The sequence below is a fragment of the Ruegeria marisflavi genome (genome assembly GCF_025673445.1).
GTDB lineage: Bacteria > Pseudomonadota > Alphaproteobacteria > Rhodobacterales > Rhodobacteraceae > Ruegeria_B > Ruegeria_B marisflavi.
Genome location: NZ_JAOVQN010000010.1, coordinates 109,455 through 134,569, shown reverse-complemented (window position 1 = coordinate 134,569; position 25,115 = coordinate 109,455). Strand labels below are relative to the sequence as shown.

Sequence of the window (25,115 nt, the reverse complement as noted above, 5' to 3'; positions counted from 1 at the left end):
GGGATCACCCCGGGCCACAGGAGATTCTGATGCCACCTCTGACACCGCCGGAACAATGTCATTCGATGCGGGACCTCAGAACAGAGATCGACAGGTTCGACCGCCAATTGGTCGAGATGCTGGCGCGGCGCGCGACCTATATCGACCGCGCCGCAGAACTGAAGCCGGCAGAGGGCCTTCCGGCTCGTATCCCGGACCGGGTCGAAGCGGTGGTGCAGAACGTGCGCAAAGAAGCGCTGTTCAAGGGGCTGGATCCGGATCTGGCCGAACAGCTGTGGCGCATTTTGATCGATTGGTCCATCGCCCGCGAAGAACGCGTGCTTGGGGCTGCATAAGGGCTGGTACGGCCACGGTTCGTGATTTAGGAGAGGGACAAGCATGGTAGCGCAAGTCATCGACGGAAAGGCCTTTGCAGCCAAGCTGCGGGCGCAAGTGGCTGAACAGGTCGCCACGCTGAAAGAGGCGCATGGGATTACCCCCGGCCTTGCGGTCGTCCTGGTGGGAGAGGATCCGGCCAGCCAGGTCTATGTGCGCTCCAAGGGCAAGCAGACGGTCGAAGTCGGCATGAACTCTTACGAGCACAAGCTCGATGCCTCGACCTCGGAAGAGGATCTGCTGGCGTTGATCGACCGCCTGAACAATGATCCGGAGGTTCACGGCATTCTGGTGCAACTGCCCTTGCCGAAACACCTTAACGAAGACCTAGTAATCAACGCCATTGACCCGGCCAAGGACGTTGATGGGTTCCACATCTCGAACGTGGGACTTCTGGGAACCGGACAAAAGAGCATGGTGCCCTGCACGCCGCTCGGCTGTCTGATGATGCTGCGCGACCATCACGGCAGCCTCAGCGGTATGGATGCCGTGGTGATCGGGCGCTCGAACATCGTAGGCAAGCCGATGGCACAGCTCTTGCTGGGCGACAGCTGCACCGTGACCATTGCGCATTCGCGCACCAAGAACCTGGCGGAAGTTGTACGTCGCGCCGATATCGTGGTGGCCGCTGTTGGTCGGCCTGAAATGGTGCCCGGCGACTGGATCAAACCCGGCGCCACAGTAATCGACGTCGGCATCAACCGGATCGAGCGGGATGGAAAAACCAAGCTGGTGGGCGATGTCGACTACAACAGCTGCGCCGAGGTTGCCGGTGCCATCACGCCCGTTCCTGGTGGGGTCGGCCCAATGACCATCGCCTGCCTGCTGGCCAATACATTGACCGCATGCACCCGTGCTAACAACCTGCCTGAACCAAAGGGCCTGACCGCCTGAGTGTTGCAACCGCGGATCAGGGTCGGCAGTCTGTATTGTCACGCCGGCCTTGACGCCAATTTCCGTTGTCCTGCGTGCGGCGCGGGTTAAGCATTTGAAACAAGACAAAACACGATCAACTCAGGGGTGTGACTTTCTTGCGCCGCCTGACGCCAAATAGCTGCAATCTATGCAATTGTAGGGGGCGTGCTATTTGTGGCAGGGATTGATTTGCGGTATGACGGTTTTCCGCGTCAGACTAGTTCACATAAGTTATTCATGATTGCCACACTGAGATCATTTCTGAGTGCCGACAAACGGGGTCTGATCGGACCGGCATTCGTGTTCTTGTCCCTTCTGGCCAGTATTTCTGATCCGTTTGGCGGGCATGGCATGCCCTTTTGGCAGCGGTTCCTGTTCTGGTTGCTGGTTCTGGGGGTCGCAGGCGGTATCGCCCGATTGAGCCATACCGTGGTCGAGCGATACGCACCGGGGGCGGCGCTTTTGCGCAAGGATCTGCTGATCGTCATCCTGGTAACGCTTTTGTTCACGCCTGCGCTGTGGGTGTTGATTCGCCTGCTCGCGATGCCCACCGCGGACGCTGCCCCGGACATGTGGAGCATGGCGCGCTACGGTACCATCTTTGCCTCGGGCCTGATCATCCTGCGGCGGGGCCTGCCAGGACCGGCAGAGCCGGAATTGGAAGTGTCGCAACCCCGCATCTACAAGCGCCTGCCCGATGGGTTCTCGGAGCAAATCCTGCGCCTTACGGTCCGCGATCACAGTGTCGATGTGGTGACTGATCAGGGGGTCCACACGATCCGATCGCGGTTCGGCGATGCGATAGACGAGATGGTCCCGATCACCGGCCATTGTACCCACAGGTCCCATTGGGTGACGGATGCAGCAATTGAGAGTGTCGAGCGCAGCGGTGGAAAGATCCATCTTCGTTTGACCAATGGTGATCTGGTCCCGGTCAGCCGCAAGTACCGCCCCGGACTGGAGGAGGCAGGTATCATCTGATCCGTGGCTCAGCGCGGCATTGGCACGGCATGCGGGGTGGCGCCGGTGACAATCGCCAGCGCCTCGGGCCGCATCAGTTGGGCCAGAACCGGCGCATCGCTGCGCAACCCGCCGGTATAGGTGCCATAGGCGGGCAGCACGATTCGCGCGGTGTCGACAAGAAACGCCGGGCGCGACAGGCTGCGACCGCGCAGGCGCAGCGCCGCCTTGGGGTGGTAATGACCCGAGATCTCGCCCTGTGCCCCCGGCTGGGCGATATGACGAAACAGCAGCGGTCCAAGTGTCAGTTCGGCCAGATGCGACCCTCCCATGGCCACCGGGCTGGGATCGTGGTTGCCCTCGATCCAGATCCAGCGCAGCCCGGCTTGGAGAGTGGCGATGCGCAGGCGGGCGGGTTCGGGCAGGGCGCGGGCGGCCTCGGTATCGTCGAAACTGTCGCCCAAGCAGATCACCGTCTCGGGCGCGGTGCGCTCCAGATCGGCGGCAAACCTGTCCAGCGTATCGGCCACCTCATAGGGCGGCAGCGGGGTGCCGCCGCGCCGGGCGATGCGCTCGGATTTCCCCAGATGCAGGTCTGAGACACACAAGAGCCGCCGTGCGCCCCACCACAGCGCGCCAGTGCCCAGCGCGGTGAGCCGTTCCCCGGCAAAGGTGAAATCGTATCCGTTCATGATGTGTTCTTTGCGCGGGACGCCGGATTGCGCAAGTCCTTTCAGACCGAGAGACCGGCGTCGACCAGCAGACGGGCGCTTTCCTCGGCCAAGAGACGCTCTTCGGCGGCGCCCTGCACCGGCACCTTGCCGACCTCGAGAAACAGCGGCGCGGCGAGTGGTGTTACCCGGTCCAGCCGCACCAGGTCGATCCTGTCGCCAACGCGAGCGATCATTTCCTCGATCCGGCCAAAATCGACCAGACCACGCATCGCCTCGGCCCGGGTGATCTGCATCATCAGGTGGCCGGGGTCGTATTTCTGCAAGGTGTCATAGAGGATATCCGAGCTGAAGGTCGCCTGCCGCCCGGTCTTGCGCTGACCACCCAGATTGCGCTCGATCAGCCCGGCGATGGTGGCTGAGGCGCGAAAGGTGCGTTTCATCACCGCGTTACCGGCCAGCCACTGGTCCAGCCCGGCGCGCAGGCTGTCGATTTCGAAGAGCGGCGCCGGGTCGGTCGTAGCCTCGAGCCCCCAGATCAAGACCGCGTAATCGGTGGCGACAAAGCCCAGCGGGTTCAGGCCCGTCTCCTCCATCCGTTTGGTCAGCAACAGGCCCAGCGTCTGCATCGCGTTGCGCCCGGCAAACCCGTAGACGCACAGATGTTCGCGCCCATCCTGGGGGAAGCTTTCGACCAGCAGTCGCCCGCGTTCGGGCAGGCGCGAGACCCGGCGTTGCAGGGCCAGCCAGTCAGCGGTGTGGCGCGGAAGCTGGGGCCAGTCCGCCCGCGCGAACAGGTCAAGGATACGGGCGCTGAGCTGGGTCGAGGTGGCGAATTTGGTGCCCATGAAGGTGGCGATCTTGGGCTTCTTGTCGGCGCGGCGGCTGACCTCGACCACCATATCGCGCAGGCCCTCGTACCGCACGATCTGGCCGCCGATCAGAAAGGTATCGCCAGGGGTGAGCGAGGCAGCAAAACCCTCCTCAATCTCACCCAGCGGCTTGCCGCCACGATTGCGCCGGAGCCGTACCTTAAGCGTGTCGGTGTCCTGGATGGTGCCGATGTTCTGGCGGATCCGCTGGGCGCTGCGCGGGTCGCGCAACTGCCATTGACCGTCGGGGCGCTGTTGCAGGCGCTGCCAGCGGTCATAGGCGCGCAGGGCATAGCCGCCGGTGGCACAGAAATCGAGACAGGCGTCGAATTCGGATCGGGCAAGGTCGGCATAAGGCCCGGCCGAGGTCATCTCGGCAAAGAGTGCATCGGCGTCGAAGGTTCCGGAACAGGCGGCGATCAGGATATGCTGGCACAGCACGTCATGCGGACCGGGGCCGCGCGGTTCGCCATCAAGCGTATGGGCGCGTACCGCTTCGAGCGCGGCTATGCATTCCACCACCTCGAACCGGTTGGCGGGCACTAGCAGCGCCTTGGACGGGGCATTGTAGCGGTGATTGGCTCGTCCGATCCGCTGTACCAGCCGTTTGACGTTCTTCGGTGCGCCGATCTGGATCACCAGATCCACATCGCCCCAGTCGATCCCTAGGTCGAGACTGCCGGTGCAGACGATGGCGCGCAACTCGCCCCGCACCATCGCCGCCTCGACCCGCTCGCGCTGGGTCCGGTCGAGACTGCCGTGGTGGATACCGATGGGCAGCCCGTCGTCGTTGGCCAGCCAGAGGTTGTGAAAGAAGATCTCGGCCTGGGCGCGGGTGTTGTGAAAGATGAGCGTCGTCTTGTGCCGCCGGATCTGGTCTAGCACAGCAGGGATCGAATAGGCCGCACCGCCGCCGGACCAGGGCGGCATTTCCTCGGTCTCCAGCATGGCGATATCGGGGTCGGGGCCGGGATCGGCCAGCAGGATTTCGCAAGGGTCGGGGTGACGGGCGAGAAAGCGGGCAATGGCCTGCGGGTCCTCGACCGTGGCCGACAGGCCCATCCGGCGCAGATCGGGGCAGAGCGTTTGCAACCGCGCCAGCGCCAGCATCAGCTGGTCGCCCCGCTTGCTTTCGGCCAGGGCGTGGATCTCGTCGACCACCACGCGGCGCAGCCCGGCGAACATGCGCGGCGCGTCCTCGTATGAGGTGAGGAGCGCCAGGCTTTCAGGCGTGGTCAGCAGGATATGGGGCGGGTCGGCGCGCTGGCGTTTCTTTTGCGTGGCCGAGGTGTCGCCGGTGCGATCCTCTATCCGGACGGCCAGGCCGATCTCGTCTACCGGGGTGCGCAGGTTGCGCTTGATATCGGCGGCCAGCGCCTTGAGCGGAGAGACATAGAGCGTGTGCAGGCCCTGATGCTGTCCCTTTGCCAGCTCGGCCAGCGTGGGCAGAAACCCGGCCATGGTCTTGCCGCCACCGGTGGGGGCGATCAAGAGGGTCGCGGGACGGTCCGCGCGATCAAACATCGCCTGCTGATGGGGGTGGACAGACCAGCCCTTGGCAGTGAACCAGTTGGTGATGGTCGCTGGGAGTTGCGGCATGGCGGTGACACTATCACCTGCCTCGGGCAAGGGAAGGGGGCGCTGCCCCCGCCGCCCGTGCAGGGTGACTCCCCGGGGATATTTTCAGCAAGAGGAAGGGCGTGGCTGCAATTTGCGGATCAGCTCTTGTACCGCGCGGGGCAGGGTGGTGTCGGCACCCGTCGGCGCGGCGTCGAGCGCGCTTTCGACATCCTTGACCAGGATGCCGATCGTGTTGTCCTCGCTTAGCCCGTCGCGGGCGAATTCGATCTGGTCGAAATTGCTGGCGAACCAGTTCTGGCCAGAGCTGGTGTGGATGAGGGCAAGCAGCGCGGCCTCGTCAAGGCCCGCGGCGTCGGCCCAGTCCAGCACCAGCCGCGTCATGGCCGTATTGGCGGCGGCGAGCAGGTTGTTAAGCACCTTGGCTTGCATACCCGATCCAAAGGGCCCCATGCGGTGAAAATGGCTGCCCATCGCGTTGAAGAGTGGTTGGACGGCATCCAGATCCGCAGGGTTGCCGCCCAGCATGAAGGACAGCCGCGCATCCTGAGCCGCGACTTGCGCGCCGGACATCGGCGCGTCGATCAGAGCGATATGGTCCGGCACGCGCGCCCGAAGGTCACGCACATAGCGGGGCGACAGGGTGGAGCAGAGGATGACGCAATCCAAGTGTTTTGCATCAATCAGTCTCTGATCCGTGAACAATACCTGTTCAGTTTGCGGAATGTCCCGAACAACGGTGATAAGTGTCCTCAGGCCTTGCGAAAATGCCGCAATGTTATCGGTAATCTGGTGGCTGGTGCCGGTAAAATCGCTGGGTGGGCGGATATCGAAGCCTTGCGCCTGCAACCCGGCGCGTCGCAGGGCGGCCAGCATCGGCGCCCCCATGCGGCCACAGCCCGCGACCCCGATCATTTCACGATCTTCTCGTCCTTGACGAACATGTTGGCCCAGGCGCGGTCGATCAGGTCGGGGCTCATCTGATAGGGGATGCCCTCGAACTCGCAGATGGCGATCATCTGGTCGATCAGGAAGACCGGCTGATAGTTGGCATAGATGTTGTCGATGGTCGGGTATTTGGCCTTGAGCAGATGCACCAGCGCCTTTTCATCCAGCGGCACGCCCTTCTTGCGGGCGACCATGGCGAAGATTTTCAGGAAGTTTTCCTGGTTCGGGCCGTCGATCTTGATCTTGAAGAAGATCCGGCGCAGCGCTGCCTGGTCAAAGATCTCGTTGGGGTGAAAGTTGGTCGAGAAGATCACCAGCGTATCGAACGGCACCTCGAATTTCTCGCCCGATTGCAGGCCCAGAATGTCCTTGCCCTCTTCCAGCGGCACGATCCAGCGGTTGATGATCGCCTGTGGCGGCTCGGCCTGGCGGCCAAGGTCGTCGATGATGAAGATGCCGCCGGTGGATTTCAACTGCAAGGGCGCCTGATAGGTGCGTGCGGTGGGATTGTAGACAAGATCGAGCATCGACAGCGACAACTCGCCCCCGGTAATCACGGTGGGGCGCTCGCACATCACATACCGGCTGTCGAACCGGGCCCGGCGGCGCAGTTGGGTCGGGTCGTCGGGTTCTTGTTCGATGGCAGTGTGCACGATCGGGTCATAAACGGTAATGACCTGCCCGGAGTATTCGATGGCGCGGGGCACATAGACATTGTCACCCAATGCGTCGCGGATGCCATTGGAGATCGAGGATTTACCGTTCCCCGGCGGCCCATACATCAGAATCGAGCGACCCGCGCTGACTGCGGGGCCGAGATGACCTAGCAGGCTGTCGGGCAGCACCAGGTGCCCCATGGCCTTGACCAGTTGGTCGCGGGTGACCTGGATGTTGCGAATAGATTGGCGTTTGACCTGTTCTCGGTAGAGTTCAAGCGGTACCGGCATGGCGCCGAAGTACTCCGATTGGCTGAGGGCGTCGAGCGCCCGAGCTTTACCGGCATCAGTCAATTGATAGCCCATCTCGTTGCCATTGTTGGCATTGAGCGTGCCCGTTGCCTCGAGCAGCTTTTGTGATCGGGCCATATCGACGAGTTCTTGTGTCACTGTAACCGGTAGGCAGATGGCCTCGGAGATTTCTGATACGTTTTCGACGGTCTTACGAAAGATCGTCTTGAGCAGAATGTCCCGCATCATGACGATGGGGAGTTGCATTTCTGACATCCGTTTCGGAGCGGGAGGCGCCAGAACGGCGGTAGGCTGCATGTTCATAGTCGAGACCTGAAGAATTTCCATGGCTGGTCAGTGAAGCGATCACTTCGACAATCAGATTGTCTGATCAATGTGGCAGCACAAGGGCGGGCAAAGGGCAGGTTATGCACTTAGGTTCCGTGGATTACACCAAGCACGAGATAGGCCGCTAGGCTTCCGCCCAAAGCCAAGCCCATCGGGAATTTTTTGCCTGTATCCCAGCTTTTCCAGTTGGGCGCGATCCGCCGCAATGGTGAATGTTTGGCAATGCGGTGGGTGACGAAGGCTCCAAGCAAACCAGCAGTAAGCAAGCCTGTCGCGAGCGTCAGGTCGCCTGTCCATACAAAAGGCGCTGCGGCCGCGGCAAACTTTGCGTCGCCGGCCCCCAGCGCCCCGGCGGCATTCAGCAATATGCCAATCAGCAACACCACAGGCAGGTGCAAAAGTTGCCAGACATAGGTCGGCAATGCCAGCGGGATCGGGCCTATGCGACCCGAGACCCACTCGCTGGTGAACGGTGCATAGGCAATCAGGCCAACAAAGACGAAAACCGCAGCCAATGTGACAACGGCATGGTTGCGGATCTTCATCTCTCGCAGGTCTGTATAGGCAACATAGAGGCAGATCGGCAGTACAAAAGGTACAAACCAAACCGCCGCCTGGGCGGGGATGACCATCGGATCAGCCGATTTCAAGCGCACGCAAGGAACGCACCGCATCCTCGAAATGCTGGGGATGGGTGTCTATCGCCTCGCGAAGCAAGGATTTTCCTGTTGTGATGTCACCCTGTTTGACCGCGGAAAGTGCCATCGTGTGCAACAATTGCGCCCGCTCGGTTTGGGTCATCGGTACCACCGGCAGCGTATAGTTGCGCTGGGCGCTCCGGGCCAGAACCAGATTGTTCTTTGCGGTAAAAAGGCTACTATCCTGGCGAAGGGCTTCACCGAAAAGGCGCTCGGCCTCGGCGAAGTCGCCGCGCGTCAGCTTGGAGTATCCCCAGTTGTTCATGACACCGGCAGGCCGCGTCGTCAGGCCGACAGCTGTCTCGTAGAAGGTGTCGGCGTTTTTCCACTCGCGATTAGAATCCGCGACCATCGCTTCCAGCCGGTAGCGGTTGAAAGTTTCGTGCGTGGGCGGCACGGAATCCAAAATTTGCTCGGCGCGCTCCCACTCGTTGTTGCGGATCAGGGCGTCGGCATAGTCGATCGAGTCGTCTGGAATGGTGCCGTCCATCTTAACGACCTTGCCCCAGACGGCCACGGCTTCTGTATTGCGATGAGCTCGCGTCAGGGACTTGGCCAATCCGCGTTGCAGGTCGATGCGGTCAGCGTTGCCCTCCAAAGCGCGCTGAAAGTAGTCGACGGCCTCGTTAGGGTCCGCGACCGTCAGCATCACATCGTTCAAATTGGTTTCATCCACGACGTTGACGTCCTGGAATGCTCGGTCGACTGTTTCTTCAGCATTTTCTGAACATGCTGAAACTGTCAGACTGCCTGCCAGCATAACCGGAATCAGGATAAGGTGGCGCATTTTTGCGTCCTTTTGCTGCTCTTGCCCTCGTTAAGGTGTCTTGCGGATCACAAAGTCTCCTTGTCCCCGCTGCACCAATTTATATTCTTCTTGTAGTTGCTCATTATTAACAACATTTTCCGATTTTGCGAGCGCTATCCGCAAATTGTCCCGGATTGAGTCACTTTCGCCATTGTCGAGCGCATAGGCTTTTTGAAAAACCTGCTTTGCTTCGGCCAGTTCGCCTTTTTCCATCAGGAGCACGCCAAGGTTGTTCCAAGCTTCCGGCCAGTCTGGCGCATCGTCAACAGCGCGGCGCAACATCGGTTCTGCTTGCCCAAAGCGTCCCAGGCCCAGATTTGCCGTGCCGATCCCGGTCAAGATCTCGGGTGTCATTCCTTCGTCCAGCGCGGCGCGTGTGAAGCTGTCCAAGGCAAGTTCATATTCACCCGCCGCCATCAGTCGCTGCCCTACTTCTACGCCGCTGACCGCCTCCTTTCGATGGTCGACACCTGGTGGAAAGGGGGTGTCGGGCAGTGCCGTTGCATCATCCTTCGTGCAACTGGCCACCGTCACTGCCGCGACGATGGCCATAGTTTTGAACAATTTCGGTGTGGCTGGTTGCCCACCCTGTTGTTTCATCTTGTCATTTGCTCATGTTACCCAGATCCATGATACCTTTTGCCGACGGGCCGACAAGGATGATCAGCAAGGGCGGCACGGTCAGCATCATTGTGGCGAGTGTCATTTTCGTTGGCAACTTGTTTGCGGCCTCTTCGGCGCGCATGACGCGCTTGTCCCGCATTTCTCCGGCATAGACGCGCAATGCCTCGGCGATAGAGGTACCGAATTGGGATGACTGGATCATCACGGTGACGAAAGAGGACACGTCGATCACGCCGCATCGGGTCCCCATGTCGCGCAGCACCTTGTCCTTTTCCTTGCCTGCTTTCATCTCATAGGCGACGATTTCGAATTCGTCGGCCAGGTCGGGGTAGGACGCACGCAACTCGCGCGCAACACGAACGATCGACTGGTCAAGGGACTGGCCGGCTTCGACACAGACCAGCATCATGTCCAGCGCGTCCGGGAAGGCGCGTGTAATGTTCTCCTTACGGGTATCGACCCGGCGGGTAATCCAGTACTTGGGCAGAAAATATCCAACGGCGCCGGGTCCGAGAACGCGGATCAGCATCGCTTGACCGTCATAGTTCTGCTCGCCGTTGATGATAGTCACGTAAATGACACCCAGAAGCAACCCGACCAGTCCAAGCGCCATTTGGGCGAAATGGAAGAAGCGGACCGCATCCTTGGATTGGTAGCCTGCCTGCCGCAGTTTCAGTTGCATAGCCGACAACTGGTCGGCGTCCTGCGGCTCAAGAAAGGTTGCGAAACGTTGAAGCTGCTCGTTGCGGCCGGCTTGGCGCAGCTGCTCCTTTTTCGATTTCTGCGGCGTTTTCGGATTTTGATCCCGCTTTAGCTTCTTCAGCGGATCTTCGGGCTGGTTGAGCATCAGCGGGATCGTAAGCAGGATCATAAATAGACCAAGTCCGCCCACCACGATGAGGGGTCCAAATTCACCCAGATTGGCGGTGATGAAATCGTTCACTGTATTCAGCAATTCCATGTCGATCTCCTCACACCTTGATGTTGGTCAGCATGCGCATGACAAACAGGTTCGCGGTTAGCAGGATGCCCACGACAAAACAGGCAGGGATGAACAGTTCGTGATCCTGCACGCCGTCATAATAGCCGGGGTCGTTGATCAGGATTACCATGAGTGCGACCAGAGGAAAGGCGGACAGGAACTTGCCAGACCATTTCGCTTCGGCCGTGATGGCCTTGACCCTGCGGAACAGGCGAAAACGGGCGCGGATCACCTTGGCCAGACCCGCCAGAACCTCCGCTAGGTTTCCGCCCGACTGCTGTTGGATGGTGACCGCGACCGAGAGGAAGCGGAGATCCTGCATGTCCAGGCGTTCGGCCATCTCCTTGAGTGCCTCGCCGATCTCGCGACCATAGGCGGATTCGTCCGCGATGATGCCGAATTCGGTTGCAATTGGGTCTTCCGATTCCTTGGCAACGATCTGGATAGCCGAGACGAACGGGTGGCCGACACGCAAGGAGCGCACCATCAGTTCCACTGCGTCGGGCAGCTGTTCTTCGATCATGCTAAGGCGTTTATTGGCCTTGTGATTGACCCAGATGTAGACCGCCCCGATCCCGATCGCGACCGAGATGGCGGCGCGGATCTTGACCTCGGTCTGGGTGCCGACGCTGAGCCCGACAAAGGCGATACAGGCTAAAAGAACCATAATCATGATCAATTGCCGCGGGGTGAAGGCGATCGCTGCCTTCTGTGCCTTTTCCGCCAACAGGGAATACAGCGGGATGGACTGCGATTTCATGTGTTGTTGCATCTCCTTGCGGAGTTGCTCCAGCACCTGTTCGCGACCGGCGCCCTTGTCGAGCATTTCTAGCCGGCGGTTCACCCGGCTGTTCAGGCTGATAGATTTGCCAAAGGCCACCAGGTACAGGCCTTCGACCAGTACAAGGACCCCGACAAAGATCAGGCCGTAGATAATTGGTTCGGCGCTCAGTTCCATAGACTGGTTCCTTACATGGTGGTCGGTTCGTAGATCGAAGCCGGCAGGTCGTAGCCCCACATGCGAAACCGCTCCGAGAAATGGCTGCGCACACCGGTGGCGGTGAAATGGCCGATGATCTTGTTATCAGGAGTCAGTCCCACCCGCTGATAACGGAAGATTTCCTGCATTGAGATGACGTCGCCCTCCATCCCGGTGATCTCGGTGATCGAGGTCATACGGCGGCTACCGTCTTGAAGGCGACTAGCCTGGACAATCAGGTTGACGGCGCTTGAAATCTGGCTGCGCACGGCCTTGATCGGCATTTCAATCCCGGCCATAGCGATCATGTTTTCCAGACGGCTGACACCATCGCGGGCAGAGTTGGCGTGGATCGTCGTCATCGAACCGTCATGGCCAGTGTTCATGGCCTGCAACATGTCGATGACTTCCTCGCCGCGCGTTTCGCCAACGATGATGCGGTCGGGGCGCATCCGCAGCGCGTTCTTCAGACAGTCCCGCGGAGAAACCTCGCCCTTGCCTTCGACGTTTGGCGGGCGGCTTTCCATCCGGCCTACATGGGTCTGTTGCAGCTGGAGTTCCGCGGTATCCTCGATTGTCAGGATACGTTCGGAATTGTCGATGAAACTGGACAGCGCGTTCAGCGTGGTGGTCTTGCCCGAACCAGTACCGCCCGACACGATGACGTTCAGCCGGGTGGCGACGGCGGCTTGAAGATAGGCCGCCATCTCTTCGGTAAAGGCACCGAACTTGACCAAATCGTCTATGCCCAGCTTGTCCTTTTTGAACTTTCGGATCGACACCAGCGAACCGTCGACCGCAATCGGCGGCACCATCGCGTTGAAACGTGAGCCATCGGCAAGGCGGGCGTCGACATAGGGGTTTGATTCATCGACCCGACGACCCACAGCGGACACGATCTTGTCGATGATACGCAGCAGATGCCGTTCATCTTTGAACGTGATGTCAGTCAGTTGCAGCTTGCCCGCCCGCTCGACAAAGATCTGGCGCGGTCCGTTCACTAGGATATCGTTTACCGTTTCATCCTGTAGCAGGGTTTCCAAGGGGCCCAGCCCGGTTACCTCGTCATACAGCTCTTTGTTGAGTTGCGCGCGGTCCTCGCGATTCAACACGATGCCCTTTGTTTCAAGCATCTCGCTGGTGATCGAGGTAATCTCGGACCGAAGTTCCGCCTCAGACGCGTGCTCCAGCGCCGCAAGGTTTAGGTTTTCAAGCAGATCGCGGTGTAGCTCGATCTTGATCTCGCTCATCCGCTCCTTGCGCTTGCGCTCTCGATCCATGGGGAGCGCTTCGGCTGCCGACTTCTGCGCGGGTTTGCGAAGGCTGGCGGACTGTTTGACGTCGGATTTCGCTGCCTGCAAATCTTGTTTCGGCGCAGCTAATGCAGCGACTGGCTCTGCCTTGTCGGCTTTCCTGTATCTTGAAAACACGTTCGACCCCCTCGTCTATGGTGTTTAGGCTGCTTTTGCGTCGTTACGGCCAAGTTCGTGCAGTGACTGAGCGAGTTTGGCAATTTCCCGGCGCAACGGATTCTTCGGCGCCGAGGACGCCAGAGGCAGCCCATGATCCGCACCTTGGGTGACCTGCTTGCCACCGTCTGGCAGTTGCAGGTCGATGGAAATCCCCAGGGATTCGCCCATCCGCTTAACCCGGCTCTTGCCGCTCAGGTCGGTGAACTTGGGTGCCTTGTTCAGCGCAAAGCGAAGCTTGTTGAACGGCAGGTCTTCGGACTGAAGCGCGCGCTTCATCCGAAGCGCATTCTGGGCCGACCGCATGTCCAGTTCGATCATAGCAAAATACACATGTGCGGCTTGAAGCACTGTTTCCGACCACTGAACCAGTGTCTTGGGCATGTCCACAACAACATAGTCAAAATGCGCCCGCGCCATTTCGATGACGCGCGAGATGTCCTCGGGTGTGATGATGTCTAGTGGTACCATGTCCGACGGAGCCGTCAGAACTTGAAGCTTGTTTTCGAAACTCAAAAGTGCCTGACCGAACACCTCTTCGTCCATGTTGGCGGTCTCAGACAACATCTCGAAAACCGCATCCCGGCGGGGCAGATCCAGATAGGTCGAAACCGAGCCGTATTGCATGTCGAAATCCATCAGACATACACGCGGTGCTTCCTCACCACCGATGTTGGCGAGTTCCCATGCCATGTTTACGGCCATGGTTGTTGCACCGGTGCCGCCCGCCAGGCCATGAACTACGATCAAAGCCCCTTCGCGGGATGCACCCTTGTTCAGGTGGGCCGTGCTGTGGTGCGTTTGCTCGGGTTGCGGTTCCGGTTCACTCAACCGGTCGATGGCTGACTGCAGTTCCCTTTCGGGAAGCGGGTAGGGTACAAACTCGTCTGCGCCTTTGCGGAGCAGTTGGTGCAAAGAGGCCGGAGTGACGTCTTCGGCGATCAAGATCACCTTGATCCCGCGGGATTTTGCTTGGGTTATGATCTCACCCATGAGGACCAGATTGTCTTCGTCACTGGAATCAATTGCGAGTGCGATGAATTCCAGTGCTTCCGCATCGGGCTGGCCGAAAAAAGCCAACGCCTCGGCAAACCCGAGGTCGCCCCAGTTTTCGCCCATCGCGGCTTCCATATCCTCGATCAAAAGGTCGAAGTTCTGCACGTCTCTGCTGACCGTACAGGCCAGGATCGGTGTTGTTTCCGGTTGCGGCATTGCGCTGCTCATTGCCTTATCCTCTTTACGGGGCGGGAGGCAGACGCAGATGTTGTTCGGCAATCTGGCCCGTCATTTCCCGCATGCGACCGGGGATTCTGGTCGCACGTCACCTATTGGAAGCAATGTCGCGGGTAAGTTGGGCGAGATTTGGGCCGAAAAGAACCAATTGTAGGGAATGGGGCGACGATGTCGCCCGATTCAACCTTATTGTTCGAACGCGCTAGAGCTTGTTTCGATCTTGATCGATGTCTTCGGTTCAGCGCTCTTGATGTATTCGCGGTAAATAACCTGGGCGTATTTCCCGTCGAGAATGTTCTGGTGCTTGTCCACGAAGCCAGAAACTTGCGTCACCGTGCGCCGGTTCCGACGCTCGCGGTCGCTGGTTTGAACCAGGGGTTGTGTTTCGCCATAGGAAACAACGGCTTCCAGGCGGGATCGGCTGATCCCCTGGCTGGCAAAGTATGACACGACCGCCTGTGCGCGGCGCATGCCGAGGCTCTTGTTGTATCCGGCAGAGCCCACCGCGTCCGTGTGCCCATAAACACGGAATCGGACCTCGGGAAACTGGCGGATCCAGTCGGCTTGTAGGGTAAGGGTCTGTTGTGCTGCTGCATCCAACTGCGCACTGTCAAAGGCAAAGTTGATCTGAGTGGGCACTTCGCGGGCGAACCGGTCGGCCAGTGTCTGCGCATAACTGCGCTCGCCGTTCATCATCTGTACGTTGTTTAACGTGGCATTGCCGAACGTACCAGAATCCACCTGGTATCCCGCTTCAAGGCCGCAGGCGGAAACAGCCCCAGCCAATCCCAGACATACAAACCATTTCCGCATCGGTTTCATCCTTTGATCACTCCAATACGTAGCCGTAGGAGCCGCTGAAATCCTGCCGGGCCACCTCGGATGCGGCGCCGCTGCGCGCGCGCTCCGTTCGGGACGTCTTGCCGCGCAAGAAGAGGTCCGTTTCGCTTGGTGGTTTGACACGATCAGTGGGCAGTGCCAGCGCTTCGCCCCGTGTCGGCGAAACCAGATGAGCAGTGATGATGATCACTAGTTCGGTTTGAGAACGCTGATAGTTGGCGCTGCGGAAAAGCGCGCCCAAAACAGGGACATCGCCGATCCAGGGAAGCTGAGAATTGTTGTCCAGGAACTCGTCTTCGATCAGGCCGGCGATTGCAAAACTCTCACCATCGCGCAGTTCAACAGTGGTCGAAGTTTCGCGGCGCTGGAACGCAGCGATGTCAAAGCCGTTCACGGTGACCGAGTTGTTTGGATCCAGGGACGATACTGCCGCCAGAAGCTCCAAATTTATCAGATCTCCATCTACCACTCTAGGAATAAACGACATTTCCACACCGAAAGGCTTGTACTCGACAGAGAAAAGTCCGTCGCGTTGGGCAACAGGGATGGGGTACTCGCCGCCAGCGAGGAATTTTGCCTCTTGCCCAGAAAGAGCAGACAAATTGGGCTCGGCCAGGGTCCGCACGACACCTTTCCGCTCCAGCGCTTCAAGAAGCAAGCGAACCTGAGTTGCGCCAGCACTGAAACCAAAGAGTATAGCTCCGGTATTGGCGTTCAAGGCAGGGATGTTGCCACCGATTGCATTGGTCAGCGCAGGTTGGTTGTTCAGCGTATTGATGCCGCCGATTGTATTGCCGCCACTAAAGCCCAGTGAAGCGCTCAGAGATTTGGAAACTGCGCGTTGCATTTCGGCAAAGCGCACTTTGAGCATGACTTGCTGAACCCCCGCCACGCTCATAAGGTTCGATACCCGTTCTGGCGCATATCGCTCAGCAAGATCCAGAGCGCGTTGCAGGCGCGCTGAACTGGAAACTGTGCCTGACAACACAATGCCGTCATTGGCGGTGCGCACCTCAATCCGCTCATTTGGCAGGATTTGCTTCAAACGTTCCTTGAATTCTGTCACGTCGGCCGAAACCTGAACGTTGACATTGGTGATCAGGCGGCCACCGGCATCAAACAGGGTGAGTGTCGTCAAGCCGGGCGACTTGCCCAGAACATAGATTGTGCGATCAGAAAGTGATGAGATATCAGCAATACCGGCATTTGCGATGGATAGTTCCGCAAAGGGTACTTCGCTTTCGACAACAATGGCACGGTTCATCGGGACAGCAAGCGTTTCGGCCATGCCCTTTTTTACCACGCGCAGATCCTGCGCCAAGACTGTCCCTGAAACGGGGACCCATACCAGCGCAAGCCCAGTAAGGGCCGCCTTGATCAAACCGTCAATTTTCATGTGACCTGCCTTTCCGATCACGCCTCACGTCCGGGTCTTTTTGCCCGCTCTTTGGCTCAGTGTGCGCGACTTGCCGTTTTTTTGCAAGAATCAATGCTTTTGAGTCTTTTCTTTATGTGTGGATTGAGCAACAAGACAAAAACGACCGCGCCTGTGCACGGTCGTTTTTCGTTGTCGGACCCGGTTTCAATTTGTGCAGGGGATCGGAATGTCCACGACATCTGCGCCGCGACGGGTTCGAATTGTACAAACCTTCTCTTCTGCCGCCTCCGGAGCAGATTTCAGCTCGCCTAAGCCCAAAAGGCTCCGCTGGTTGACCTCTACGGCCGAGACCACGGTGTCATCGTCGACGCCAACGAGGGCCAGCGACAGACGACCGGTTGTTTGCGCTTGTGCCAGTGCGGCGACCTGTTCGGGACGCGCGGCAACCGTCACGGTCCGCGCAATGGTCGCGCCGGTCACATCTCCGCCAGCGGATTGATCGACGGCCACGATTTGTATGCTGCTCTGAATCAGGCGGGTGATTTCGCCCTGAATGCCCTCAAGAGTGCCGTTCAATCCACCGGTCCAATAGACATCCACGCGGTCACCCGGACGCAAGAACCCCGACACACCCGAAGCAACGTCTACTTTGATCGCGAAGGCGCGCATGCCGCGTTCGAGTTGCGAGGTCAAACCTGCATCCTCGCCGGGCTTGGTCACCTTGACGGCCATGATCGCCTCATCTTTTTCGATCGCCCGCAGTACGAACCGGTATTCTTCCTCCCGGTCCGAAAAAAGCTTTGCCGCTTCGGTGAAAGTACCTTCGGGAATGGAATTGACAGGCCATTTCACCACCCGAACATCTTCCTTCGTGAGGCGTTCGCCATAGCGCAGGGGGCGTGCAGCAACAATCACTTCCTGTGTAGGAACGATCTGAGCACGCGCCTGGCGTTCGCGTGCGAGCTCGCTTTGATACGCCGAAATATAGTTCCGGGCCATCATCACCGCGCCTCCGGCGAGTGCGACGCCCACGATCAGAACCAGTCCAAAAACTGCTCGCATCCTATCACCTCTTTTCCGCACCCGCCCGAACGTCAGAACGATCGCCGGAATTTGCGGGTTTCAACTTGATATTTCTGGACGGCAATTGTGTCAGAATGAGGGTCCCAACTTGTTGGTTGTTTGCCGATTGAGAACAATTGCGGTCATCTGTCCAGCAAGGTGCAGACAGGGTCAGAGACCACTGTCTACTGTCACCCCGCCGATAGTAGTAGAAACGGCTAACGAAACGTCCCCAGTTGGACCATTGATCGCCGAATAGGCGATTCCGGCTAGCGACACGACTGCGGCGGTCAATACCACCCAATCGACCGTGACGGCGCCGTCTTCTTCACTTGCGAAGAGCTTGTAGCGTTTCAGCATGGCAGTACCTCCGTCGCGTTGAGTTCAGAAAAAAGGGCCACGCCTTGTGAAAAAGACGCGGCCCCGTTTCGGTGTAGCCTGCTAAGCGATTACAGGCCGGTATCCGGCGTCACGCTGCCCAGCTCGGTGTTGATCGCGGTCGACAGAGTGCCGGTACCGGTCGAGATGCCGTTGTAGGCGACGGCGGCCAGGGCTACGACAGCTGCGGTCAGCACGACCCAGTCAACGGTCACTGCGCCATCTTCGTCTTTACGGAAGTTTTTGATGAACTTGATCATGGTTAGTCCCTCCTAAGGATCACAAGAGTGTTTCTCAACCTCGCCGTCCGTCTGAACCTGCTCTCTCTCGTTGGCTCATGTCCGTCGCGGTATGGGTGTATATTTGCCGGTCAGCCGTGGCAGGATTTGGGCCAAAAGCAGAAATTTTCTGCCCGAATTTAACTTTTCCCTCACTTTTCCGGTAAGTCTTTGAATTTAAGGAAAAAGAAATTTTACCAATGTTGCGAGCACTGGTTGTGTCGATGCCGAAAGGCTTCAAATGAGGCAAAATCGCCGCAATCTGGCAGGTTTTTCTGGATTTTGACCCCGTTGTTCCGCACAAACTGGCAAAAAAGCATATCTAGAGGCGAGCAGATGGACCTCAGATACATCGTGATGATTGCGGGAATCGCCCTGGTGGCGCCGCCTATGGTTGTTTTGGCAGACACCCCGGCACCTTTTCCCGAGGTAAAATCCAAACGGATCAAGGCTCCGGCGCCTGGAAGCCGGCCGCGCGTGGATGTTCAGATCACGGCCGAAGAACACGCCTTGGCGCCGGTTGGCGGTCGCGGACGGCCAATCGAGGACTCTGAACCTGCCGAGACTGCAATTGCCGCCAGCCTGCCGGCACCTGACAAGCAAGGCCGATATGCATGGTTCTGGGACAAGGTATCGCCGGCGCTGGATCAGTCGGCCCCGGGTCGAATCGACGAGATACTTGTGACTTTGTCCGGCGGTGGGGTGGATGCCCCGCGCATGCAGACCCTGCAGGAGATCGCCCGGGCGCAGGGGCGTTCGATTCTACGCTCGACCATCGGGACCGAAGTTTCCCCGGCCCTTGTCCTGGCGGTGATCGCGGTGGAATCGGCGGGTAAATCAGATGCCGTCAGCCGGGCAGGTGCCCAGGGGCTTATGCAACTGATGCCTGCTACAGCCGAGCGCTTTGGCGTATCCAACAGCCTGTCTCCGGACGAGAATATCGCGGGTGGTGTCAAATACCTGAACTGGTTGATGGGAGAGTTCGGGCGCGATCCTGTGATGGTTCTGGCCGGTTACAACGCGGGCGAGGGGGCCGTACGCCAGCACAGCGGTGTTCCGCCCTTTGCCGAGACCCGGGATTATGTGCCAAAGGTTCTGGCCGCCTACCAGGTGGCCCGCAGCCTGTGCGCGACCCCACCGCAACTGATCACCGACGGTTGCGTGTTCACGGCCATGCAATAGAAAAGGCCCGCCGGTTCGGGCGGGCCTGTCACAATACCTGCGTCGATCAGTTGACCAGCGTTGCCTCGGTCGCGGCGCGAAATTCCTCTTCGCTGACGCCGTCGGCCAGTTCAACGATTTTCAGACCGCCTTCGACCACGTCCAGCACACCAAGGTTGGTGATTATGCGATCGACCACGCCCTTGCCGGTCAGCGGCAGGGTGCATTCCTTCAGCACCTTCGACTCGCCGTGCTTGTTGGCATGGTCCATGACCACCACCACACGTCCGACACCTGCCACCAGATCCATCGCGCCGCCCATGCCCTTGACCAACTTGCCGGGGATCATCCAGTTCGCCAGGTCGCCATTCTCGGCCACTTCCATCGCGCCCAGGATCGCCATGGCGATCTTGCCCCCCCGGATCATCGCGAACGACGTTGCGCTGTCGAAGTAAGCGGTTTGCGGCAGTTCGGTGATGGTCTGCTTGCCCGCGTTGATCAGATCGGGATCCTCGTCACCCTCAAACGGGAAAGGGCCCATGCCCAGCATGCCGTTTTCCGATTGCAGGGTCACGTTCACACCTTTGGGGATGTAGTTTGAAACCAGCGTCGGAATGCCGATGCCGAGGTTCACATACCAACCGTCCTGAAGCTCTTGTGCCGCGCGGGCGGCCATCTGGTTGCGGTCCCAAGCCATTATGCGGTCTCCTTCTTGCGCACGGTGCGCTGCTCGATGCGTTTTTCATGCTCGCCCTGGATCAGGCGGTGCACATAGATGCCGGGCAGGTGGATGCAATCAGGGTCGAGCGAGCCGGTCGGCACGATCTCTTCCACTTCGGCCACGCAGATCTTGCCACAGGTTGCGGCGGGCAGGTTGAAGTTGCGCGCGGTCTTGCGGAACACCAGGTTGCCGGTCTCGTCCGCTTTCCAAGCCTTGACGATCGACAGGTCGGCAAAGATGCCTTCTTCGAGGATATAGGTCTGACCGTTGAAGTCCTTGTGTTCCTTACCATCCGCGATAACGGTGCCGACACCGGTCTTGGTATAAAAGCCCGGGATGCCCGCGCCGCCAGCGCGCATACGCTCGGCTAGGGTGCCCTGCGGGTTGAATTCCAGTTCCAGCTCGCCAGAGAGGTACTGGCGCATGAACTCGGCATTCTCGCCCACGTAAGAGCTGATCATCTTCTTGACCTGCTTGGTCTGCAACAGGATGCCGATGCCGAAATCGTCGACGCCGGCATTGTTCGAGGCAAAGGTCAGATTCTTGACGCCGGATTCCTTGATCGCCTGAAGCAGCAATTCGGGAATGCCGCACAGGCCGAACCCGCCGGCCGCGATCAACATGCCATCCCGGAGCACCCCGTCGAGTGCTTCGGTGGCGTTGGCATAGACTTTTTTCATGGAAACTCCCCCAAAGACTTGGTGATTGCGCTGGTTTTGCCGCCGCGTCAGCGCGGAGTCAATGAGCCGTGCAACAGGGGGTATTTCTACCTAATGAAATGGCCCGGCGTCAAAGCCGAGCCAGTGCAGCTTAAGATTTAGCGGCTTTCTTGGGCGCGGCTTTTTTCGCAGTCTTTTTGCCGCTTCCAGATTTCGTGGCTTTTGCCGCGATCAGTTGTACCGCCATCTCCATCGTCACATCCGCCGGCTCCACGTCCTTGGGCAGGGTGGCGTTGACCTTGCCCCACTTGACATAAGGCCCATAACGTCCGCTCAGAACGTTGACCGCCCCGCCCAGTTCCGGATGTTCGCCGAGTTCCTTGAGCGGGGTTGCCGCGGCGCCACGCCCGGCGCGGCCTGCGGCCTTTTGTGCCAGGACTTCGACCGCCCGGTTCATGCCGATGGTAAAGACCTCGTCCACCTCCTTGAGGTTGGCATAGAGCGCCCCATGTTTCACAAAGGGGCCGAACCGCCCGATCCCCGCCTCGATCATGACACCATCTTCGGGGTGGGTGCCGACCTCGCGTGGGAGATTAAGCAGCATCAGCGCTTTTTCGAGGTCAACATCATCGGTCGACCAGCCACGGGGCAGGCTGGCGCGCGGCGGCTTCTTGTTCTCTTCGCTGACTTCGCCGCGCTGGACGTAGGGCCCGAACCGACCCGCCTTGAGCCAGATCTCGTCGCCGCCATCCTCGCCCAGCAGTCGCTCGGCACTGTCATCGGCGTCGCCGCTCAGCGGGCGGGTATAGCGGCATTCGGGATAGTTGCCGCAGCCGACGAACCCGCCTGTGCGCGAAGTTTTCAGATGCAACTGGCCGGTGCCGCATTTGGGGCAGATCCGTGGATCGGACCCATCCTCGCGCGGCGGATAGAGCTGAGGCGCCAGCGCCTCGTCCAGCTTGTCGAGCACTTCGGAGATGCGCAGCTCGGATGTTTCGCTGATCGCCGCCGAGAAATCGCGCCAGAACCGGCCCAGCAGGTCCTTGTAATCGCGCGAGCCCGCGCTGACGTCATCCAGTTGCTCTTCCAGATTGGCGGTGAACTCGTAACCCACATACTGGTGGAAGAAGTTCAGCAGGAAGATGGTGACGATGCGGCCTTTTTCCTCGGGGATCAGGCGGTTCTTGTCCTTGCGGACATATTCGCGGTCCTGGATCGTGGTGATGACCGAGGCATAGGTCGAGGGTCGGCCGATGCCCAGCTCTTCCATCCGTTTGACCAGCGTCGCCTCGGTATAGCGCGGCGGCGGCTGGGTGTGATGTTGCAGCGCCAGCACAGCCTCGTTCTCGGACAGAATCGCCTCTTTGGCGATCTTGGCACCCTCGGTCAGCGGGGCATCTCCGGTAGCCTTGGCGAACTGATCGGCCAGCGAGGTCTTGGCAAAGACCGCCTTTTCCCCCATCGAGATCTGGGGCAGGCGCTTGTCCTCGTCATTCTCGACATCGTCGCGCCCCTCTTCGTAGACGCGCAGGAACCCGTCGAACAGCACCACCTGGCCGGTGGCGCGCAGGCCGACCTGGCCATCGGCACTGCCGATCTCGACCGTGGTCCGCTCCAGCCGGGCGGCGGCCATCTGACAGGCGATGGTGCGTTTCCAGATCAGGTCATAGAGACGGCGCTGATCCTCGTCTTTCAGCTTCAGCGCGGCGGCATCCTTGCGCATGTCGGTGGGGCGGATGCATTCATGCGCCTCTTGCGCGTTCTTGGCCTTGTTCTTGTACATGCGCGGGCTGTCGGGCACGTATTCGGCCCCGAACCGCTCGGCAATGGCGTCGCGGGTGGCCATGACCGCCTCGGGTGCCATGTCGATGCCGTCGGTCCGCATATAGGTGATGTGCCCGGCCTCATAGAGGCGCTGCGCCGCGCTCATGCAGTGGCGCGCGCCCATACCGAATTTGCGGCTGGCCTCTTGTTGCAGGGTCGATGTCATGAAAGGCGCAGAAGGGTTGCGCGCCGCCGGTTTCGCCTCGACCGACTGGATGCTCAGCGCGCGGCTGGTGATCGCCTGCACCGCCAGTTCGGCCTGGGTGGCGTTGGACAGGTCCATCTTTTCGAGCTTGTTGCCCGCCAGCGTGACCAGACGCGCTTCATAGGCCTGACCGCGCGGGGTTTCCAGCAGCGCCTTGACCGACCAGTATTCCACCGGCTTGAAAGCCTCGATCTCCATCTCGCGCTCGACGATCAGGCGCAGGCAGACCGATTGCACCCGGCCCGCGCTGCGCGCGCCGGGCAGCTTGCGCCACAGCACCGGGGACAGGTTGAAGCCCACCAGATAATCCAGCGCGCGACGGGCCAGATAGGCCTCGACCAGCGGCATGTCGACCTGGCGCGGGTTCTGCATCGCCTTGGTCACCGCGTCCTTGGTGATGGCGTTGAAGGTGACGCGGCTGACGGCGGTGCCCTTCTTGATCGAACGGCGCTTGGTCAGCGCCTCCTGCAGGTGCCAGCTGATCGCCTCGCCCTCGCGATCGGGGTCGGTGGCGAGGATCAGTTCGTTGTCCTGGGCCAGGGCGTCGGCGATTGCCTTGACATGCTTGCGACTGTCGGCAGCGACCTCCCAGGTCATGTCGAAATCGTGCTCGGGATCGACCGATCCGTCCTTGGCAGGCAGGTCGCGCACATGGCCATAAGATGCCAGAACCGTGTAGTCCGAGCCGAGATATTTGTTGATCGTTTTTGCCTTGGCAGGGGATTCTACAACAACAACAGGCATTTAGATAGGAACCTCATTCATCGGACACGGCGCGTTCTATGGCGGGGCAACATGTGGGGTGCAAGCCCCGATTGTCAATCGGTGCTGTTTGGGCGCAGTTGTTCCGAGTGTCAGTGGCGGGTGGTACCGGCCTGTCGCGGCCTTGGGCAGGTGTCGGGCAGGGGTCAGTTGACGCGCGACAGCAGCCCGCCGGCCTGACGGTTGATCCTGCCTTCCAGTTCAAGATCGACCAGCACCGGGGCGACCTCGCCCGGGCTGGCGGCCAGATCGCGGATCAGCTGATCCTCGGCCACCGGCGAGGGACCAAGCCGGTCGAGGATCAGGCTGTGCAGCGCCGCGGTCTCGCGCAGGCTGCGTTTGGGGGGCGGTGCCGGCTGTTGCATCAGGTCGCACAGATCGGGTTGCGATCGCGGCGCCGTCAGGGCGGGAAGGGCAACGATCACGTCTTCGGCATTGCGCACCAGATGGGCGCCGTCACGGATCAGCATGTTGCAACCGGCGGCGCGGGCGTCGAACGGGTGACCGGGCACCGCCAGAACCTCGCGCCCCTGATCCAGCGCGTCGCGCGCGGTGATCAGGCTGCCGGATTTGGCGGCGGCCTCGACCACCACCACCGCCTGGGCCAGGCCCGAGATGATACGGTTGCGGCGCGGGAAATGGCGGGCCTGCGGGGTCAGGCGCATCGGCTGTTCCGACAGCCGCAGCCCCTGACGTGCGATATCGCCAGCCAGATGGGTGTTTTCGGCGGGATAGATCGTGTCGACCCCACCGGCCATCACCGCGATGGTGCCGCTGGGCAGCGCCGCCAGATGTGCGGCGGTGTCGATGCCGCGCGCCAGGCCCGAGACCACGACAAAACCGGCGGCGCCCAGTTCCTGAGCCAAGGCCCGCGCCATGCGGGTGCCCAGTGACGAGGCATTTCGGGCACCCACCAGCGCGATCATCGGGCGGCGCAGCAGGGCCGGATCGCCGATCAGCCACAGGATTGGCGGCGCATCCGACAACTCCGCCAAGTGAAGGGGATAGTCGTTATCACCCAAGCACAAAAGCCGCGCTTGCGCGGCTTTTGCGGCCTTGAGCTCTGCTTCGACAACACCGGGCGGGCATATTTCATAGCCCTCGACCCCGGCGGCACGTGCCACTTCAGGCAGCGCAACCAGCGCGTTCTGCGCCGTGCCATGCTCGTGCATCAGTCGGCGGAACGTTGTCGGGCCAACTCTGCGCGAGCGCAAAAGGCGGAGCCAGGAAAATCGGTCCTCTTCCGTGGTGGGTGGGAGTGGGGGGTGATAGGAAGAAAACTGTTCCTCGGTCATCCGTCGCTCCGCCTGTTTGCAGAAACAGGTTTACAGCCCGGCCCGTTAACAGGTGGTGAATCATGCTAAATTTTTCGCAGTTTTTTGCGGTCGGGACAGAAAGTCACGCTCAACTATCTGAAACAAAAGAACTTTGATGAATGAT

Annotated in this window: 24 protein-coding genes; 4 read left to right on the top strand and 20 right to left on the bottom strand. The window is 60.0% G+C overall.

The annotated features are described in order from the left end of the window. Positions 1-29 precede the first annotated feature (29 nt). The 3 genes from OEZ49_RS11545 to OEZ49_RS11535 all read left to right on the top strand — a co-directional run bounded on the left by OEZ49_RS11545 (position 30) and on the right by OEZ49_RS11535 (position 2,271). Positions 30-335, top strand: coding sequence for a chorismate mutase (locus OEZ49_RS11545; protein WP_263388445.1), 306 nt, complete (start codon positions 30-32; stop codon positions 333-335). Between the two features lie 43 nt (positions 336-378). After that, positions 379-1,269, top strand: coding sequence for a bifunctional methylenetetrahydrofolate dehydrogenase/methenyltetrahydrofolate cyclohydrolase FolD (gene folD / locus OEZ49_RS11540; protein WP_263388444.1), 891 nt, complete (start codon positions 379-381; stop codon positions 1,267-1,269). A 258-nt stretch (positions 1,270-1,527) separates the two neighbouring features. Further along, positions 1,528-2,271, top strand: a complete 744-nt coding sequence (locus OEZ49_RS11535; RefSeq protein ID WP_263388443.1) for a LytTR family DNA-binding domain-containing protein — start codon at positions 1,528-1,530, stop codon at positions 2,269-2,271. Between the two features lie 8 nt (positions 2,272-2,279). On the opposite strand, the gene pdeM is transcribed toward OEZ49_RS11535, so the two are convergent. From pdeM to OEZ49_RS11455, 16 genes are all read right to left on the bottom strand, one after another. Further along, complete coding sequence (pdeM, locus tag OEZ49_RS11530; protein WP_263388442.1) at positions 2,280-2,942, bottom strand: ligase-associated DNA damage response endonuclease PdeM; 663 nt, start codon at positions 2,940-2,942, stop codon at positions 2,280-2,282. A 41-nt stretch (positions 2,943-2,983) separates the two neighbouring features. Then, a complete protein-coding gene (locus OEZ49_RS11525) occupies positions 2,984-5,392 on the bottom strand; it encodes a ligase-associated DNA damage response DEXH box helicase (RefSeq protein WP_263388441.1) in 2,409 nt (802 codons plus the stop codon). An 84-nt stretch (positions 5,393-5,476) separates the two neighbouring features. Then, positions 5,477-6,286, bottom strand: a complete 810-nt coding sequence (locus OEZ49_RS11520) for an NAD(P)-dependent oxidoreductase (RefSeq protein ID WP_263388440.1) — start codon at positions 6,284-6,286, stop codon at positions 5,477-5,479. Continuing rightward, positions 6,283-7,590, bottom strand: a complete 1,308-nt coding sequence (locus OEZ49_RS11515) for a P-loop NTPase family protein (protein WP_263388439.1) — start codon at positions 7,588-7,590, stop codon at positions 6,283-6,285. Before OEZ49_RS11515 ends, OEZ49_RS11520 begins: the two co-directional genes overlap by 4 nt. Before the next feature lie 110 nt (positions 7,591-7,700). Beyond that, entirely contained in the window at positions 7,701-8,246 is a 546-nt protein-coding gene (locus tag OEZ49_RS11510) for a prepilin peptidase (protein WP_263388438.1), read from the bottom strand. 4 nt (positions 8,247-8,250) lie between these two features. Beyond that, positions 8,251-9,099: a tetratricopeptide repeat protein gene (locus tag OEZ49_RS11505; RefSeq protein WP_263388437.1), complete on the bottom strand. Its 849-nt coding sequence runs from the start codon at positions 9,097-9,099 to the stop codon at positions 8,251-8,253. Positions 9,100-9,129: 30 nt separating this feature from the next. Further along, positions 9,130-9,672, bottom strand: coding sequence for a tetratricopeptide repeat protein (locus tag OEZ49_RS11500; protein ID WP_263388486.1), 543 nt, complete (start codon positions 9,670-9,672; stop codon positions 9,130-9,132). A 52-nt stretch (positions 9,673-9,724) separates the two neighbouring features. Beyond that, positions 9,725-10,705: a type II secretion system F family protein gene (locus OEZ49_RS11495; RefSeq protein ID WP_263388436.1), complete on the bottom strand. Its 981-nt coding sequence runs from the start codon at positions 10,703-10,705 to the stop codon at positions 9,725-9,727. A gap of 10 nt (positions 10,706-10,715) precedes the next feature. Continuing rightward, a complete protein-coding gene (locus OEZ49_RS11490; protein ID WP_263388435.1) occupies positions 10,716-11,684 on the bottom strand; it encodes a type II secretion system F family protein in 969 nt (322 codons plus the stop codon). Positions 11,685-11,695: 11 nt separating this feature from the next. After that, positions 11,696-13,135: a CpaF family protein gene (locus OEZ49_RS11485; RefSeq protein WP_263388434.1), complete on the bottom strand. Its 1,440-nt coding sequence runs from the start codon at positions 13,133-13,135 to the stop codon at positions 11,696-11,698. Between the two features lie 24 nt (positions 13,136-13,159). After that, positions 13,160-14,398: an AAA family ATPase gene (locus tag OEZ49_RS11480; protein ID WP_263388433.1), complete on the bottom strand. Its 1,239-nt coding sequence runs from the start codon at positions 14,396-14,398 to the stop codon at positions 13,160-13,162. Positions 14,399-14,593: 195 nt separating this feature from the next. Then, positions 14,594-15,220 (bottom strand): OmpA family protein, encoded by a 627-nt coding sequence (locus OEZ49_RS11475; protein WP_263388432.1) that lies wholly within the window; start codon positions 15,218-15,220, stop codon positions 14,594-14,596. A 16-nt stretch (positions 15,221-15,236) separates the two neighbouring features. Beyond that, on the bottom strand, positions 15,237-16,643 hold the full coding sequence (locus OEZ49_RS11470) for a type II and III secretion system protein family protein (protein WP_263388485.1): 1,407 nt from the start codon (positions 16,641-16,643) through the stop codon (positions 15,237-15,239). Positions 16,644-16,829: 186 nt separating this feature from the next. Next, the gene (gene cpaB / locus OEZ49_RS11465) at positions 16,830-17,687 is read right to left on the bottom strand and encodes a Flp pilus assembly protein CpaB (protein WP_263388431.1); all 858 of its coding nucleotides are present in this window, start codon (positions 17,685-17,687) and stop codon (positions 16,830-16,832) included. A 171-nt stretch (positions 17,688-17,858) separates the two neighbouring features. Then, complete coding sequence (locus OEZ49_RS11460; RefSeq protein WP_263388430.1) at positions 17,859-18,047, bottom strand: hypothetical protein; 189 nt, start codon at positions 18,045-18,047, stop codon at positions 17,859-17,861. A gap of 89 nt (positions 18,048-18,136) precedes the next feature. Beyond that, positions 18,137-18,325: a hypothetical protein gene (locus tag OEZ49_RS11455; protein WP_263388429.1), complete on the bottom strand. Its 189-nt coding sequence runs from the start codon at positions 18,323-18,325 to the stop codon at positions 18,137-18,139. Positions 18,326-18,679: 354 nt separating this feature from the next. Between OEZ49_RS11455 and OEZ49_RS11450 the strand changes: the two genes are divergently transcribed. Beyond that, the gene (locus tag OEZ49_RS11450; protein ID WP_397545661.1) at positions 18,680-19,525 is read left to right on the top strand and encodes a lytic transglycosylase domain-containing protein; all 846 of its coding nucleotides are present in this window, start codon (positions 18,680-18,682) and stop codon (positions 19,523-19,525) included. Positions 19,526-19,571: 46 nt separating this feature from the next. Here OEZ49_RS11450 and OEZ49_RS11445 read toward each other — a convergent pair whose 3' ends face one another. From OEZ49_RS11445 to dprA, 4 genes are all read right to left on the bottom strand, one after another. Then, entirely contained in the window at positions 19,572-20,201 is a 630-nt protein-coding gene (locus OEZ49_RS11445; RefSeq protein WP_263388428.1) for a CoA transferase subunit B, read from the bottom strand. Continuing rightward, positions 20,201-20,905, bottom strand: a complete 705-nt coding sequence (locus OEZ49_RS11440; protein ID WP_263388427.1) for a CoA transferase subunit A — start codon at positions 20,903-20,905, stop codon at positions 20,201-20,203. Before OEZ49_RS11440 ends, OEZ49_RS11445 begins: the two co-directional genes overlap by 1 nt. A 130-nt stretch (positions 20,906-21,035) precedes the next feature. After that, a complete protein-coding gene (topA, locus tag OEZ49_RS11435) occupies positions 21,036-23,657 on the bottom strand; it encodes a type I DNA topoisomerase (RefSeq protein ID WP_263388426.1) in 2,622 nt (873 codons plus the stop codon). A 164-nt stretch (positions 23,658-23,821) separates the two neighbouring features. After that, positions 23,822-24,970, bottom strand: coding sequence for a DNA-processing protein DprA (gene dprA, locus OEZ49_RS11430; protein ID WP_263388425.1), 1,149 nt, complete (start codon positions 24,968-24,970; stop codon positions 23,822-23,824). Positions 24,971-25,115: the final 145 nt, after the last annotated feature.

What these genes read in the sequence shown, in the direction of transcription:
- dprA (WP_263388425.1), bottom strand. Translation starts at nt 24,970, where the DNA reads ATGACCGAGGAACAGTTTTCTTCCTATCACCCCCCACTCCCACCCACC.
- topA (WP_263388426.1), bottom strand. Translation starts at nt 23,657, where the DNA reads ATGCCTGTTGTTGTTGTAGAATCCCCTGCCAAGGCAAAAACGATCAAC.
- OEZ49_RS11475 (WP_263388432.1), bottom strand. Translation starts at nt 15,220, where the DNA reads ATGCGGAAATGGTTTGTATGTCTGGGATTGGCTGGGGCTGTTTCCGCC.
- OEZ49_RS11545 (WP_263388445.1), top strand. Translation starts at nt 30, where the DNA reads ATGCCACCTCTGACACCGCCGGAACAATGTCATTCGATGCGGGACCTC.
- OEZ49_RS11460 (WP_263388430.1), bottom strand. Translation starts at nt 18,047, where the DNA reads ATGCTGAAACGCTACAAGCTCTTCGCAAGTGAAGAAGACGGCGCCGTC.
- OEZ49_RS11455 (WP_263388429.1), bottom strand. Translation starts at nt 18,325, where the DNA reads ATGATCAAGTTCATCAAAAACTTCCGTAAAGACGAAGATGGCGCAGTG.
- OEZ49_RS11510 (WP_263388438.1), bottom strand. Translation starts at nt 8,246, where the DNA reads ATGGTCATCCCCGCCCAGGCGGCGGTTTGGTTTGTACCTTTTGTACTG.
- OEZ49_RS11445 (WP_263388428.1), bottom strand. Translation starts at nt 20,201, where the DNA reads ATGGCTTGGGACCGCAACCAGATGGCCGCCCGCGCGGCACAAGAGCTT.
- OEZ49_RS11535 (WP_263388443.1), top strand. Translation starts at nt 1,528, where the DNA reads ATGATTGCCACACTGAGATCATTTCTGAGTGCCGACAAACGGGGTCTG.
- OEZ49_RS11470 (WP_263388485.1), bottom strand. Translation starts at nt 16,643, where the DNA reads ATGAAAATTGACGGTTTGATCAAGGCGGCCCTTACTGGGCTTGCGCTG.
- OEZ49_RS11505 (WP_263388437.1), bottom strand. Translation starts at nt 9,099, where the DNA reads ATGCGCCACCTTATCCTGATTCCGGTTATGCTGGCAGGCAGTCTGACA.
- pdeM (WP_263388442.1), bottom strand. Translation starts at nt 2,942, where the DNA reads ATGAACGGATACGATTTCACCTTTGCCGGGGAACGGCTCACCGCGCTG.
- cpaB (WP_263388431.1), bottom strand. Translation starts at nt 17,687, where the DNA reads ATGCGAGCAGTTTTTGGACTGGTTCTGATCGTGGGCGTCGCACTCGCC.
- OEZ49_RS11500 (WP_263388486.1), bottom strand. Translation starts at nt 9,672, where the DNA reads ATGGCCATCGTCGCGGCAGTGACGGTGGCCAGTTGCACGAAGGATGAT.
- OEZ49_RS11495 (WP_263388436.1), bottom strand. Translation starts at nt 10,705, where the DNA reads ATGGAATTGCTGAATACAGTGAACGATTTCATCACCGCCAATCTGGGT.
- OEZ49_RS11520 (WP_263388440.1), bottom strand. Translation starts at nt 6,286, where the DNA reads ATGATCGGGGTCGCGGGCTGTGGCCGCATGGGGGCGCCGATGCTGGCC.
- OEZ49_RS11440 (WP_263388427.1), bottom strand. Translation starts at nt 20,905, where the DNA reads ATGAAAAAAGTCTATGCCAACGCCACCGAAGCACTCGACGGGGTGCTC.
- OEZ49_RS11480 (WP_263388433.1), bottom strand. Translation starts at nt 14,398, where the DNA reads ATGAGCAGCGCAATGCCGCAACCGGAAACAACACCGATCCTGGCCTGT.
- folD (WP_263388444.1), top strand. Translation starts at nt 379, where the DNA reads ATGGTAGCGCAAGTCATCGACGGAAAGGCCTTTGCAGCCAAGCTGCGG.
- OEZ49_RS11515 (WP_263388439.1), bottom strand. Translation starts at nt 7,590, where the DNA reads ATGAACATGCAGCCTACCGCCGTTCTGGCGCCTCCCGCTCCGAAACGG.
- OEZ49_RS11450 (WP_397545661.1), top strand. Translation starts at nt 18,680, where the DNA reads ATGGACCTCAGATACATCGTGATGATTGCGGGAATCGCCCTGGTGGCG.
- OEZ49_RS11525 (WP_263388441.1), bottom strand. Translation starts at nt 5,392, where the DNA reads ATGCCGCAACTCCCAGCGACCATCACCAACTGGTTCACTGCCAAGGGC.
- OEZ49_RS11490 (WP_263388435.1), bottom strand. Translation starts at nt 11,684, where the DNA reads ATGGAACTGAGCGCCGAACCAATTATCTACGGCCTGATCTTTGTCGGG.